Source organism: Roseovarius sp. MS2 (assembly GCF_051447875.1).
GTDB classification, from domain to species: domain Bacteria; phylum Pseudomonadota; class Alphaproteobacteria; order Rhodobacterales; family Rhodobacteraceae; genus Roseovarius; species Roseovarius mucosus_A.
In genome coordinates this window covers 2,116,106-2,131,194 of record NZ_JBKHVF010000001.1, presented here as the reverse complement: position 1 = coordinate 2,131,194, position 15,089 = coordinate 2,116,106, and the positions used below count along the sequence as shown (strand labels likewise).

Here is a 15,089-nt window from a genome sequence, read left to right as displayed (position 1 = left end):
ATCAAATCGTTAGCGGCCCTTTAGCCAGTTGTCGCTGCCCGTCGCCATTTACCCTTGGGCGCGGTGGCCCGCACTTCGCGGATGCGGGCGAGGAGGGTTTCGGTGGTTGATTACTCACGAATGAGCTATCAACTGGCCGCTTGGAAATGCGCGTCGATCATTCTTGTAGACAATTATATGGCTAGGCACCGCTGTTGCGTGCCACCCTTTCGGAAGCGACAGCATAACTGCCTCAAGCGTTTCGCGGGTTGTCATCGCTTTCTTGGAGACAATAATGTGCGAACTCTCAAAATCAGGGTGAAAAGAGCTTCTCCCTTTCCCCGGCCGCTCATACCTGAGCAGAAAAGGTAGACCTGCCTTAAGTCGGCGCATTACTTCGGAGACAAGATAGCTTCGAGGTTCAAAATCAACAAAGCACTCATCTAGCATGATGGGATAATTTGTATCCCAATGATCCGCCTTGTAGGTAGTGGTATCGCGTTCTTTCCCAGGATCGTTTGAACCGAACCCAGATCCGTTCCACGGCACTGCTGCCACACCACCATGGTGGCTAATCAATGCACTCTCGATGTCCATCGCCGTAAAAACAAAAACCCGAACGGCACGAAACAAGACGTCCCCTGGTGCAATATTTTGTCGCCCTACTAGTTTTCGCGCATGCCTTAACAATCGATGTCTCAAGCCCGCTTCACCGTCGGTTTTGCCAACATAGACCAAACGCAACGGGTCTTTAAGGTAGAGCGCATAGATACCCTGCTCCTCGGGGAGATAAGCAATCGCATCTTCAGTCAAAGCACCCGGCTCTATCGTATCAAGTTTGCCGAGAATTGCATGAAGTAGTGCGGTCGGCAGATCAAATTCGAGGTCATCGTATCCCAGCATCATACATCAAGCTTTTCAGCTACGCTTTCGCCGACCACCCGAGCAAGTTCGACAGGAACGGCATTGCCCAATTGCCGCATGCATTCGGACCACGCACCGTGAAACTTATATGAGTCCGGGAAAGTCTGAATCCGGGCGGCTTCACGCGTGCTGAAATAACGGACGGAGCCATCCGCACGGCGGAGCATATTTTCTCCGCCAGGGACTCCGTGAACGCCCGCCTTAAGTGTTTTTGACGGTTCATCGAGATAGGATCCGGTGTGACCAGGATATGCTTTTGCTCCGTCCTGAAAGCCGTGATTCATGATTGAGGTAGACTTATTCACGTGTTGGGGCTCTGGCAAATCGGCGATTGCATCACGCGTTGTGCGCCACGCCAAACTTTCCGGCTTCTCTTCCTTCGATAGACGCAAAGACATTTGCAACGCCCTTCCCTCAAGCTGTCTATCTCTTAGTGCAACCCTATGGCGATCCCAATAAGTGCCGAATACTTGATCCCAAACCAATGCTTCTTGGGTATAGTCACCTGCTCCGAAGGTCCAACATGCATCAACGTCATCTCGAAAACCAACAAAAAGAACACGTTCTCTGCGCTGCGGGACGCCGTAGTTTGCCGAGTTCAGAAGGCGCGTGACGACCCGGTAATGTAGCCCGCCACGACGTGTTGAGGTATGGTGCTGCTCCAAGCGAGCGAGATGGCTTTGCCAATCTTCTGACTTATGCGCGGTCAGTTCCGGATGTTCCATTTGTAGCTGAATATATTCAAAATAGTTTTGAAAGGATGCCCGCATAAGGCCTTTTACGTTCTCAAAAACGAAGGCTTTTGGCTTTGCTTCACGCACTGCTCGGACGGCCTGCGGAAACATGTCTCTTGCATCATCAAAAGCGCGGTGTTGGCCACCAAGCGAGAAAGGCTGGCACGGGGGGCCACCGGAAACAAGATCCAGCCTTCCTTCGTGCTGGCGGAAATCGACCTTCCTCACGTCAGCTTCTAACACCTGCCATGGACGGTCGCCGCTTGCCTCGGACGTTTTGGTGTCGGTCAAAACTCGGTGGTTGTCCCGCAAGGTGTCACAGCACCACTTGTTGTGCTCAACAACGACCAGGGGTTCAAAGCCTGCCTGAGCAAGCCCAATACCCAGCCCACCTGCCCCCGCGAAAAGCTCGACAGACATCCTTGCAGTTGGCGTCACTCCTTTGGCAGTCCTCACAGGCTTCCCCTCGCTTTCTCCAAGATAAACCATGCAGCACATCAAAACTCAATATGACATTGCTCTGGACCTTGGGTTTCTGGCTGCAAAGGTGACACAAGTGCTTGCTTAGATGAAAGAATCTGGTGTGCAGTATCAAGTCATGCACTGCCTACAATGTTCTCGTTATAGAAGAAATCTGGCGAGCGCATGCATGTGATTAACGGCGCTGCACAACTCAGTCTTGAGGCAGGACGCCCTTTTGCCCCGGCAGCCTTACAAGCCGAAAAATCGCACCCACTCCACCCCTGCGCTGTTCCCGCCTGGACATGGCCGCCCTGCCTGGTAGCGTGACCGGATAAAGGGAACATCCGCACCTATGCTCGATCCTGACTGCCCAATCTGCGCCCGCGCCTTGAGCTTGCCCGCCCTGCGCTGCGCAGGGCCGCTTGGAGAGGTCATTGCACCCGGTCGTCATGTTGCAGAATGGAGTCATCTGACTGGAACCGAACAACTGGCGATGTTGTCTCTGATTTCTGCCGCCTTGCAGGATAACGCTCAGGTTTTGCGGCCCAACGTTATCAATGGTCATTTCGTTCTGGATTTGCAGGATGGACCTCAGGAAAGTGACCTCGGCAGGCTCATCACAGGTGGCGATGACCCGCTGCTTGCCCATCTGATCCATCATATTGATGGCGCGGACGCGGTTGACCTCGCCGTGGCCTTCGCCCTCGACAGTGGGGTTAATCTGATCTTCCCATGGCTTGAGGATCTGCTGACACGCGGTGGGCACCTGCGCCTTGTGGTTGGCGACTATCTGGATGTCACCGAACCCTCTGCCCTGCGTAAACTGCGCGACCTCGACAAGGAAGGCCTGTCTGGCAAGCTAAATGCCCATGTGTTCGAGACACGCGGCACCAGTTTTCACCCCAAGGCTTGGCTTTTTCGCGCGACCGAAACGGGCGGTGCAACGATTGTTGGCAGCTCTAACCTCAGCCGCTCAGCGCTGACCAACGGGGTGGAATGGAACCTGCACAGCGCTGCAGCTGGCGATGTGCAGGTTGTGGAGGCGGCATTCAACGCGCTGTTGTCAGACAGGCGTGTCGTGCCCCTGACGGATGGGTGGATCGACGACTATGCAGCCCGGCGAAAGGCGCGGCCTTTGCCAGCGTTCGCCACAAAAATGACTGATGCTGAACCGCCCAGGTCGGTGCCCGAGCCACACGGCATTCAGATCAATGCCTTGAACGCACTGCAGGCTACCCGCAAGAATGGTCATCAGGCAGGTCTCGTCGTGTTGGCCACCGGCCTTGGCAAGACCTGGCTTTCCGCTTTTGACAGTCGCAGTTTTGAGCGCGTGCTGTTTGTTGCCCATCGCGAGGAAATTCTGGCGCAGGCCATGGCGACCTATCGCCAGATCCGCCCCGAGGCCCGATTTGGCCGCTATTCCGGCACAGCCAAGGAAGACGGCGAGATCATTTTTGCCTCCATTCAAACCCTCGGTCGAGTCGATCACTTGCGTCGCTTTGCCCCCGATGACTTTGACTACATCGTTGTCGATGAATTTCACCACGCATCCGCCGCCAGCTATCGCGGGCTTCTGGACCATTTCACACCACGCTTCTTGCTTGGCCTGACCGCCACGCCCGAGCGCACGGATGGAGGAGATCTGCTGTCGCTTTGCGGTGAAAATCTTGTGTTCAGATGCGACCTCTATCAGGGGATCACGCAAGGACTATTGGCGCCGTTCCACTATTTCGGGGTGCCGGATGCCGTGGACTATGCCCAAATTCCATGGCGATCCACCCGGTTCGATGAGGCTGCCCTGACCGAGGCCGTTGCGACCAAAGCCCGCGCTGAAAATGCGTTGCAACACCTGCGCCAAGATGGGCATGGCCCGGCGATTGGCTTTTGTGTGTCCCAGCGCCACGCGGATTTCATGGCAGAGTATTTCACAGCCGCAGGGCTCCGCGCCGTTGCCGTGCATTCCGGACCGAATTCTGCCCCGCGCACCACCTCGCTTGAGGCCTTGGGCAAGGGCAATCTCGACATTCTCTTCGCCGTCGACATGTTCAACGAGGGCGTTGATGTGCCAAACATCGGCACCGTTTTGATGCTGCGCCCAACTGAAAGCACGATCCTTTTCTTACAGCAACTTGGCCGCGGTCTGCGCCGCCATGGTGACAAAGTGCTGCGGGTGATCGACTACATCGGCAATCACCGGGTTTTCTTGACCAAAGCGCGGGCCCTTCTGGCCGCAAGCGACGGGGATCGGTCTCTGTTCCAAAAACTTGACGCTGCGACTTCGGGCACACTCGATCTGCCACCAGGATGTGAGGTCACCTATGATCTTGAGGCCCTGGATTTTCTGCGCGCCATGCTGAGACTCCAGAACGGCGGAAATGAGGGTGAGGCCTGGTATCAGGATTTCCGCATCCGGTTGGGCGAACGCCCGACCCCCACAGAGTTTGCCCAGGCAGGGTTTCACCCAGCGCGCACGGGTCACGGCAGTTGGTTCGATTTCGTGCGCGATATGGGGGATGCCGTCCCCGATGCGGCGCAGATACACAAAGCGCTGTTGCAAGGAGTTGAACGCTCCACTTTCCCAGACGCCGCGCCTTTGGTCCTTCTTTTGGCGCTGCTGCCAGATCTTGCCGACGGCGAAGTGCAAGACCGTTTGATCCAGAAATCCACACTTGCAGCGATGCGACGCAACATGACCCTCAGCCCGAACCAGCTGGAAGCTGCTTGGCGGCACTGGGCGATGAGCCCAGAATACCGGACTGAAGGTGGAAAGCTTGCGATACGTCGGCCTGAGGCGACAGGGCTCACCGATCTCCTGTCGGAACTGATCGACTGGAAGCTTGCCGATGTGAGTGGGGCCCCGCTTGCTCGAAATGAGATTGATGAGGCCGGGCGCGCATTTCTGACCGGACCAAAGCTCTGGCATGAATATATGCGCGAAGACATCCCGCCGCTCTTCGGCACGGTCTTCAACCCGGGGAACTGGAATTCCGGCATCGTAACGACAGGCAAAGATACGGTGCTGCTTACCACGTTGCAAAAGGGAAGCATGTCCGTCGGCAACCATTATGAAGATCGTTTTCTGTCGCCCACGCGCATGCAGTGGCAAAGCCAAAGTCAAACCCGGCAGGAAGGTCGGCATGGCCAGATCCTGTCCGGCCAGATGCCAGAGCACCGCGTCCATCTTTTCGTGCGCAGTGAAAAGCTACGCGGCAAGACCGCCGCGCCTTTCCTCTATCTGGGGGTGCCACGCTTTGTGGGGTGGCAGGGTGAGAAACCGATCACCATTGATTGGGATCTGCCGGAACCGGTGCCAGAGCATTTCCGCAAGATGCTCCGGGTGCCGTAGCTTGGGCCAACGTTATCGCGCTACCTGGCAGTTCACGTTTTCCACCGGGTCAAAGCTCAAATACTTCCAAAAGATCGCCAAAAGATTGTCACGGGCTTCGGAAATATTGTCGGAAAGCAGTTCGATCCCATAGATGCACATCAACCCAAGCAGGGCGTAATGCCGCCTCTCAAAATCCGATTTTCCGAACTTCACCTCGACAGCAGCCAGCTTGCGCCGCAGCACACGCACCAGAAAGTTGCCGCTGCCGCAAGCGGGCTCCAGAAACCGCGAGTCGATGCGGTCGGCCTCGCCGCCGACGAGGTCCAGCATGGCATCCACCATCCAGACCGGGGTGAACACCTCGCCATGGTCGACAACACGTTGTTTGGACTTGATCAAGTTCATGCGCGGATCATCGCAGAAGCGGCCAGCACGGCCAAGGGCAACTTTGTGAATCACTGTAGTTATAAAACAGATGGACCAACCATCCGTCAGGCGGACCGGCGTGTGAACGACTGTGGGTAAAACTCTGTCCTACCTGACAGGAATTTCCCCAATTTTCCAGAACGGCCGTAGATAAATGCCGATTTCCGGAATTTATCTACGGTCGTTCCCCAACTTGGAGGGGTTACTGAAGGACTCAGTAGGGGGGCCAAGAGTGTGGTAAAACAGAAATTCAGCGACGGCCGATCCACAGTCTGCGGTGGGGCCTTTAACACGAAACGCTGTAGATAAAACTGCCGACTGCCCTGAACAATGGGCCATGCGTCCGGCGATGCGTGAGGGGCTTTTTTCGAAGGCCACGAGGCCTCAGGATCGACGATGACTTAAAACTGTTGACCTCTCTCAACTATCCGTAAAACATAATCTCAAAGTCTGGCTGTCCGACGGTAATCTCCCCCTTTTTAACGGGGTGCCTCCGTAGAATTCACGCGGCCATTTTCAGTTTCATGGCGGGGGTGATACCGCCAATGCCCATGTTCGGGCGGTCGTTGTTGTAAGTCCAGAGCCATTGTGTGGCCTGGTCCTGTGCCTCCTCTATGCTTTCGATGATGTATTGATCCAGCCACTCATGCCGAACCGTCCGGTTGTAGCGCTCTACATAGGCGTTCTGCTGGGGCTGTCCGGGTTGGATGTGCTGGATCGTAACAGCATGTTTTTCAGCCCATTTTCTCAGCGTTTCGCTTATGTATTCGGGGCCATTGTCGACCCTGATTGTGCCCGGTTTTCCCCGCCATTCGATGATCCTGTCCAGGCTACGGATGACCCGTTCGGCGGGCAGCGAGAAATCGACCTCGATCCCCAGTCCTTCACGATTGAAGTCATCAAGCACGTTCAGCAGTCGGAACGCGCGACCGTCACCCAACCTGTCAGCCATGAAATCCATCGACCAGGTCACATTCGGCGCGTCCGGCACCGCCAGCACATCGGGCTTCTCCCGTTTCAGCCGCTTTCGGGGCTTGATCCGCAGGTTCAGGTCCAGCTCACAGTAGATCCGATAGACGCGTTTGTGGTTCCAAGGGTGACCCTTGACGTTGCGCAGATGCAGGAAACATAGGCCAAACCCCCAAGTCTTGCGCGCATCCGTCAGCCCCGTCAGCAGATCGGCGATCACCTCGTTCTCGGCCTTCAGCTTTGGGCTGTAACGATAGCAGGTCTCGCTGACCCCAAAGGCCCGGCACGCCAACGCGATGCTTACCCCCCGCCGTTCCACCGCCGTTTCGGCCATCTCGCGGCGCTGAGATGGCCGATCTACTAATGGGATGGTCCGCCCCGCACCCCAGCGTCAGTATTGCTGCATCGCAAACCAAAAGGAGAGAAAGGATGCGAACCAAACCCCTGCCTGAAGCCTTCGCCTATGGGATCGACATCGGTAAAAGCGTTTTCCACGTTGTGGCCGTAAACCGCGAGGGTGCTGTGATCCAACGTGCCAAGTTTGCGCGTGACACCCTGCAGTCCTTCTTTGATCTGGCACCCAAGGCCTTGATCGGCATGGAAGCTTGTCCGAGATCGCAATGGTTGGCGCGAAAGCTCATCCAAACGGGGCATGATGCCCGCATCATCCCGGCCCGGTTCGTAAAACCCTATGTGAAGTCGAACAAGACCGACACGGTCGATGCCGCGGCGATTGCCGAGGCCGTGACCAGGCCGACGATGCGATTTGTCGAAGCACGAACCGCGGAGCAAGTTGACCTTCAGGCGCTCCACCGTATCCGGGACCGGCTTGTCAGTGAGCGCACCGGGCTGATGAATCAGGCGCGGGCCTTCTGCATCGAATATGGGCTGGCCATGCGCGTCGGGGCTGGCGGCTTCTACGCCGACATCCGCCGTCACCTTGGCAACCTGACGAATGATCTGACCAAGACCATGCGAGATTTGCTGAACGACCTACTGGATGACCTCGCCTATATTGAGAACCGGGTCAAAGCCTTGAGCGCCCGGATCGAAGCCATTGCCAATCAGGACAAGACGATCCGCAGGTTGCTGACCATTCCGGGCATCGGAGCCTTGGGCGCAACAGCGCTTGTGGCGGCAGCAGGGGACGGTAAGCAATTCCGCAAAGCGCGAGACATGGCGGCGTGGCTTGGCCTCGTGCCAGCAGAACATTCGACGGGAGGAAAGCAGACCCTGCTCGGGATCAGCAAGCGCGGAAACGGATATGTGCGCCGTCTGATCATCCACGGGGCGCGATCCTGCTTTCTGCACCTCAACCGCGCAAGTCATGCCTTGGGACGTTGGCTGAATGCACTGGAGGCCCGAACCCATCGCAACAAGGCAGTCGTTGCCCTGGCCAACAAGCTGACGCGCATCGTCTGGGCGATCCTGACACAACCCGGCACCGTCTATTTGCGGTCAAAAGGCGCAGCTGCCTGAGCTGACCCTTCACCGCAACACCTATTGCAAGGGAAGTGATGACCAAACGGTTGATCGACCACGGGTAAGCCACGCGCAAAAAAACGGGACACGATCCCGTGCCACTAATCTGGAACCCGAGGAGCGGATCTCATCAAGGCCTTGTCGCCAAAAGCGGCTGACTGATCAGAGGCCGGATACATTTACGCAAGCCGGTGCGTCACCCAAAAAACCTTGCAATAGCGGGGCGGACCATACATTTTTTCCTAGGGCTTCCTTCAGCAAGTCGTTCTGCATGCTCAGGTCCGCATACATCCGCTTCAGCCGCCGGTTCTCTTCTTCCATCGCCTTCATCTGGCTGACCATTGACGCGTCCATGCCGCCATACTTGGCCCGCCACTTGTAAAACGACGCGTCGCTCATTCCATGCTCGCGGCACAGTTCTGCCACCGGCACACCGCCTTCGGCTCGCCGCAGGATCGCGATGATCTGCGCCTCAGTGTATCTGCTTGTCTTCATTCGAAATCTCCTCGTTCATCTTGCCGAGAAAATTCTACTTTTGCAGCCCCTTAAATGCGGGGGGATTACCGCTGGGCGGCGTGATGAGAGGCCGTATTCCGACCCGCTTGCGACGATTGTTGGGTTCACCGATAGCTAAGGCCTTCCGAAAATGCTCTGTTGAGGGCGCGAAAACACGCCACATCTGAGGCAATACTCTAATTTATTCGACGAGCAGATTCTGGATGATTCCGCTGCATACTTTTCCCAATGAACTTTGGTCTACCCTCGCAGACAGCGCATCTGCTTGGAGCAGATCGCGCGTCAGGTATGGGTGAAACTTCTCAAATATCAAATTGGTCTGATCACTGAATAACTCGATCTCGCCGCCAGTCGCTATTCCGTGCAAGACGCTTCTCAAATCAGTCGTTTCATCCTGTGCAACAACCGACACAAAGCCATCGTGGGTTTCAACTGCAAAGCCCAAGCCTCTGAATGCTAGAGCAAGCGTGTTTGTCTTTACAGTTCCTACACGGGTGGCGATCGCATAGCTGCGTTCACTCAAGGCCGATATGGACGATGTCGCAAAACCCAGCTCGGCGTAGTGCCGCCGGGCTTCATCCAAGAGATCACGGGCCGCTTGGTCCATGTATGTTGGTGCATCGTCGCCTTCCAGCACCTTGAACATCCTCTGGATCACCACGTCATGGATATCACCGGGATCGCCGCCAAAGATCGGGGGCGTGCCACCTTTGGACGGGGTCACCATGATCACCTTGTCGCGGTCGTCAACTTCCTGAATGACCCATCGCCGACCGGAAAATATGATCATCATGCCGGGTGCCATGACGTTCACGATGGGAAGCGTTCCCAGTTCTTTGCCACCAGAGATCAGTCGGTATTCTTCGGGCGTCTGGAAAACTGCGTAGAAGCTGTAATGTTCGACCAGCTTTTCGCCAACCCGACCCAACAGCAGCAGCCCGTCACCGCTCTGTTCAATCAAGCCGGTTTCGGGATCACCAATGGCCCTTAGAACGTCCATGAACACTGGCGTCTCAACAGCCTTGAATGGGCCTTCCTGGCACAAAACACGGTAGAGTCTTCCCGCTGACGCGCCCCCGCGTTCGGCGATCACCGAAAGTATCTGATGAACAAGCGTCGACAAATGAAGGGCTTGAGCTTTGGGCGGTTCACACCAGCCCTCAAGTAGGAGATCAATCATCGCAACAGCGCGGATCAACCCGAGACGAAGCCGATCAATATAGTTGCTTTCAGGGGTCAATCGCGTCTCGACTGCATATTGGCGCAGAACGGCGGGCTGCCCCGCGCGCCGGCCCGAGCGGCCCAGACGCTGCCGTAGAGATGCCACACTGAACGGGGCACCAATCTGGGCAACACAGGCCACATCCCCGATGTCGATCCCCAGTTCCAGCGTTGAAGTGCAAATCGCCGTGGTCGGTTTTGATCCGTCTTTCAAACGGCGCTCTACAAAATCACGATGGTCGCGCGACAGGCTGGCGTGATGGGGATAAAACTCCTGAGGCAGCCGCTCATCTTCGCACAGGTTGCGCAGTTGATCGGCGTAAATCTCGACGGATTGGCGAGACCCCGCAAAAACCAGATTGTCGCTACCGCGCAGGTGTTTGAAAAGATGGCTGGCTATCTGGCGGGTCGCTGACTCGGTTTCTGTATCCTGGTCGCCAGAGATATACCCCCGCAACTGAAGCAAAAGTTCAGCTTCGCCCCCCTCAGCCTCCAGCAGTTCCACAGCCGCTGGATCGTCGGGGCGCAGATAGGCGCGGGCCAGTTTCATGTCACCCAGGGTCGCGGACAGACCAATGCGCCGTATCGGGTGCCCTACAGCAAGCTCCATACGCGTCAGTAGCGAACGCATCTGCACCCCGCGTTCGCTATCCAAAACGGTGTGCAACTCATCAATGATGATGGTCCTTGTCGCACCAAAGAGGCGGGGTATTTCCAGTCCACGGCGGATAAACAGTGCCTCAAGGGATTCAGGCGTGATCAGAAGAATGCCGCGCGGGGATTTCAATGCACGAGTTTTTACCGAAGCAGAAACATCGCCATGCCAAGGCGTCACGGGTAGCTCTACCTCGCGACAGATGTCTTCCAGACGACCCGCCTGATCGGTGATCAAGGCCTTGAGTGGGCCGATATACAGCAGATCAAACCCGCCCAGCTGTGTCGGAGCATCGAGGACCTGCGAGATCAGTGGCAAGAACGCGGCCTCCGTCTTGCCACCCGCTGTTGTCGCGGCAATGATCAGATCTGCATCACCGCCGACAATCGCATGAACGGCTTGCGACTGGATGTGGCGGAGTTCCTGCCAGCCTTGCGCCCTGATCCACTTCTGGATCGGGCGTGCCAGTTTCTCAAAAGCCTGCGTCACAGGATCAACTCAAAGCCGAAAGCTTGTCAGTTCATCTTCACCATCCGGGCGCACTCCGGCAGCCTCGTCGAGATCGGACATGTCATCGCCCTGATCCGCTGCAACCTCAATCCTCTCAATCAAATCATGCCATGCGACACCGGCGTTTTGATCCAGAACCGCCAACAGGTTTACGAATGCTGTGACCGTATTGCGCGGCGTTCGAAAATACGCCTCACCTATACGCTCGGAGCAATGGGTCATGAACGCCTCAAGCGCTTCATCAGGCAGTGCGTTTTCTTCTTCCTGCATGATGCTGCGGATGTTGGACAAAAGCACAAACAGATCTTCAGGCGTCAGACTGGCCAGTTTGACCACAGGCCCCGAGAGATCAACAAGACCATCGCGGGCAAAACTATTCTCGGCCAGCCGCGTCTGAAGGGCTTCATAGCTGTAGAGCCCGCGGCGCGTGTTCATTAGGAATTCCGGCGTGCCTCCCATCAGGAACCCCAGATGCTCGGCGCTGCCCTGAAGAACATCGTTCAGGATGCGCAGAATTTGCTCGTAATTCGCATTGCGGGCCTGAGAGGACGATAGCTTGTAAAGGTTCACCATCTCGTCAAGACCCACGAGAAGGCCTTTATATCCCGCCTCGCGCACGAAGACCGACATCAGCTTGAGGTGGTCATAAACATTGGCGTCATCAATGATGGTCCGCACCCCAAGCGCCTTTCGTGCATCGGTCCGGGTTGCAAATTCGCCTCGAAGCCAGCGCAGGGCGGCCGAGGTCAGCTCATCATTGCCCGTCTCATGGCCTTCCCAATACCGGCGGATCACCTCGGAGAATTCAAAGCCTCCTGTCAGTTCTTCGAAATGGCTAAGCCTTTCACGGATCATGGTGCCCGTGGGCTTTCCAGCCGCCTCGGCGTCACGATGCGCTTGCGAGACAAACCGCTCGACCACGCTTGCCAATGCGCCACCATCAGGTTTCGTGCGGGTGGAGAGATTGCGGGCCATTTCAGCATAGAGCCCACGGGCCTGCCCGCCGGTCGCATGGATGCGCCTGTCAGGTGCCAGATCCGCAAACATCACGACCATGCCCTTTTCAAGAGCGATGAGGCGAATGAGGTTCATAAAAAACGTCTTGCCGGACCCGTATTCCCCGATGACAAAGCGGATCGCTGACCCGCCATCAGCAATCCGGTCCATATCCTTCACCAATTCTTCGATCTCACGCACACGTCCGACCTGGATGTGTCGGAGCCCAAGTTTCGGCACGACACCAGCGCGCAACGCCTGAACAATTGCGTCCCGTTCCCGTGGCTTTAATCTCGACATATCAATTCTCCTGTCCCAATGCGTTTGCCACCGCGTCCGCGACGTCGGGAGACAAGTCATACCCTTCATACTCATCCAGCAACGCTTCGTCGTAAACGCCAAAGGACCATTCGTTCAATGTTTCCAGCGCTCCGGCGACCATCAATCCATGCCGCGACGCCAGCTCTGCAAATTCTTCTTCTGACCAATGTGGACGGGTGACAACATCGCGAATGAGAGCGGTGTGCTTCTCGTCCAGTCCAGCAAGGGGCGAAGGTGCCTCTGTTTCCGGCTCAGCCTCTTCCTCGCCCGTAAAAATATTCGCCAGAACGGCCGATACACGGTCAGTGTCTTGCCTGATGCTCGCAATACGAGCTGTGTCGAGCTTTTGCGCCTGCGGTGCGGGCTCGGGTGGGATCGCTTCACCGGTTGCTCCGGGTTGAGCCACGCGTACGCGCACCGGACTATCCGGCACCTCACCTGCGTGCAGGTCGGAGTAAACGAGGTTCGGATCGAGACCTAGCGCGCGATACACTTTCTCGATCTCGGCAACCTCCTCGGGCTGAACAATGCCGTCCGCCAGCGCGGCCCCAACAAGTGCGGCACGGATCGCAGATTGCTGGTCCGCTCCGCAATCTTTCAACTTGCGGCGCAAAAGCGTGATGTCGGGGGGAACGGCAAGAAACCATTTGAGGTTTGCGTGAAGCCGTCTTTGTTCATGGTCGCTCAGACCTTCGACATTTTCAGCCTGGCCTTGAAGTGCCGCTCTTTCGCTTTCCGAAATAGTGCCATCTGCATGGGCCACGAATGACCCAAGGGCGAGTTCCATAAGCGCTGCTTTGTAGGCGTTTGAGACGTCTTCAAGCTGCTCTACAGGTCCACCAAGCTCGAAGATGACGACAGGTTCATCGACCTTGGGCGACCTCAAGGCGAAACGCGGATCCGGAGCAAGACCAAACCCGAGCCGCGCCAAGGCGTCCGCCACCCCCGTGAGCTGTCGCTTACTCGGTTTTTCGGGACGCGTGCCCTCGAGCTGTTCCAGGACATCCCCAACAGGGACCAAACCGCCTGCGCCAAGAATTGCACCAGCCCAAGTCTTGATTTTTTCAAGCTCCTCGGACGGGAACATTTCCCGAAGCTCCGCAGGTAAAAGGGCATGCGCTTCGACGCTGCCGCGTCCTTCAGGTGTGCGGCCCAGATATCGGCTGAACTTCTCCAGATCCTCCATCACTTCATCTGCGATTTCCTGTGCGATCTCGATGGGTTTGCGCAGGCCCGATATGTCCGGGATCGGTTTGTCATCTACCAACAGTTTCCCCAACCATTCAAATTCACGCGATGCCGCCTGATAGCGTGTCTCCAGCATCTTACGCGGCTTGGTAACCTTGAGGCCTTCGGGGAAGCGTTCGCCGAAACGCAGCTTGAACAGGAGCCTGAACTCCTCTGCGCAGCGTTTCGCAGACGTCCGCAAGGATTTCTCTGGATGGCACAAGAACCAGCTGAGCACCCAATCGGCATTCAGCGCCTCGCCTCTCAGGAGCTGTGTGCCGATGGCCAGCTTCACAGAGAAAGGCACATCCCAACCGTGATTGTCGAACACCGGTGCAATGTCTCCAATCTCGGTTGTCGAAACAACAGCCAGCTGAATGAACTCGCCGAGATACCTCTGTGCAGACCGGTTGCCTTCAAAGACCTGCGAAAGGCGCCGCACCTCCGCCAGCAGATCACGCTTTTCCTCTACCGAAGGATTGTCGACGAAGAACCGTCGCTCCAGTCCATAAAAATAGAGGAACATGTAACCGGGATTGTAAGACCCATCCGAAGCGCCACCTTCGAGCCAATCCAGATAGGTCGCCCGGCATTGCGGCGGGATAGTGGAATACCCGGGCCAATAAGGCATTCCCGCACCCTCGATGTCATTCCCTTCGCGGGCGACTGTGAGACCCGGATCAATATAGGCACGACATTTTTCGCCATAGCCGTAGCGGTCAATCGAGGGCGCGGTTCCAACATAGACCATGCCCCCGATCTCACGACCGCGCACAGACACGGTTTGCCCTTTCGCAACCCAGCCTTGGATCCTACTACTTTTGACGGTCGGTGGTGGCACAGCTCGAACTGGCGCAACTGGGGGCGGTGGAGCGTTGTTCACTGGCGGAAGTGGCGGCGCAGAAATCTTGGGCCATTCCGCCGCTGCGGATGCCCGCGTGACCGCTGATGTGTCGTTGATGGCTGCTGGAGTCACTTTAGCAACGTCAACTGCTGAGATCAGTGGCTGTGCCGCAGCCAACCGCCGGGTGCGACGCTTTTCATAGAGCCAGACCAACACCGCAGGCGCGACGAACATAATCAAAACCAGAGACCCATCGCTGATATGATCTATGAAGAATGCTGAAATGATCAGAACAAGAACGAAAAACAGCGTGTGGGAAAAGACAATCCTAATAAATTTCAATGCGATTCCCTCTTAAACAACGCCATTTAGATCACGCTACAGTTGGCCCTTTTGGTTTCCAACCTTTAGTTGAGCGACATGGCGAGCACATTCGTTCGTCAGCAAAACCGTGGATGCAAATCCCCACGGTCGGCAAGAACTGGCACCTTGCTA

The 15,089-nt window shown here is 56.6% G+C and carries 8 protein-coding genes and 2 pseudogenes; 2 read left to right on the top strand and 8 right to left on the bottom strand.

Annotated elements, in window-relative coordinates:
• Window positions 1–114 precede the first annotated feature (114 nt).
• Window positions 115–885 carry a GIY-YIG nuclease family protein gene (locus tag ACLGGT_RS10460; RefSeq protein ID WP_437195991.1) on the bottom strand — a complete coding sequence of 257 codons (771 nt, stop codon included), beginning with the start codon at window positions 883–885 and terminating at the stop codon, window positions 115–117.
• Entirely contained in the window at window positions 882–2,126 is a 1,245-nt protein-coding gene (locus ACLGGT_RS10455) for a DNA cytosine methyltransferase (protein WP_437195990.1), read from the bottom strand. Before ACLGGT_RS10455 ends, ACLGGT_RS10460 begins: the two co-directional genes overlap by 4 nt.
• 325 nt (window positions 2,127–2,451) lie before the next feature.
• Here ACLGGT_RS10455 and ACLGGT_RS10450 point away from each other — a divergent pair, with 325 nt between their 5' ends.
• Entirely contained in the window at window positions 2,452–5,445 is a 2,994-nt protein-coding gene (locus tag ACLGGT_RS10450) for a DUF3427 domain-containing protein (protein WP_437195989.1), read from the top strand.
• 12 nt (window positions 5,446–5,457) lie between these two features.
• Here the strand turns inward: ACLGGT_RS10450 and ACLGGT_RS10445 are convergent, their stop codons facing one another.
• Window positions 5,458–5,832, bottom strand: a complete 375-nt coding sequence (locus ACLGGT_RS10445; RefSeq protein ID WP_437195988.1) for an N-6 DNA methylase — start codon at window positions 5,830–5,832, stop codon at window positions 5,458–5,460.
• Window positions 5,833–6,355: 523 nt separating this feature from the next.
• Window positions 6,356–7,177: pseudogene (locus ACLGGT_RS10440) on the bottom strand (IS3 family transposase); the annotation flags it as partial.
• Between the two features lie 74 nt (window positions 7,178–7,251).
• Here ACLGGT_RS10440 and ACLGGT_RS10435 point away from each other — a divergent pair.
• The gene (locus tag ACLGGT_RS10435) at window positions 7,252–8,301 is read left to right on the top strand and encodes an IS110 family transposase (protein WP_437195987.1); all 1,050 of its coding nucleotides are present in this window, start codon (window positions 7,252–7,254) and stop codon (window positions 8,299–8,301) included.
• 234 nt (window positions 8,302–8,535) lie between these two features.
• Here ACLGGT_RS10435 and ACLGGT_RS10430 read toward each other — a convergent pair.
• The 4 genes and pseudogenes from ACLGGT_RS10430 to ACLGGT_RS10415 all read right to left on the bottom strand — a co-directional run.
• A pseudogene (locus ACLGGT_RS10430) lies at window positions 8,536–8,799 on the bottom strand (transposase); the annotation flags it as partial.
• Between the two features lie 202 nt (window positions 8,800–9,001).
• Window positions 9,002–11,185 (bottom strand): DEAD/DEAH box helicase, encoded by a 2,184-nt coding sequence (locus ACLGGT_RS10425; RefSeq protein WP_437195986.1) that lies wholly within the window; start codon window positions 11,183–11,185, stop codon window positions 9,002–9,004.
• A 9-nt stretch (window positions 11,186–11,194) separates the two neighbouring features.
• The gene (locus ACLGGT_RS10420; protein ID WP_437195985.1) at window positions 11,195–12,502 is read right to left on the bottom strand and encodes an ATP-binding protein; all 1,308 of its coding nucleotides are present in this window, start codon (window positions 12,500–12,502) and stop codon (window positions 11,195–11,197) included.
• Window position 12,503: 1 nt separating this feature from the next.
• Complete coding sequence (locus ACLGGT_RS10415; RefSeq protein ID WP_437195984.1) at window positions 12,504–14,936, bottom strand: TerB N-terminal domain-containing protein; 2,433 nt, start codon at window positions 14,934–14,936, stop codon at window positions 12,504–12,506.
• Between the last annotated feature and the right edge of the window lie 153 nt (window positions 14,937–15,089).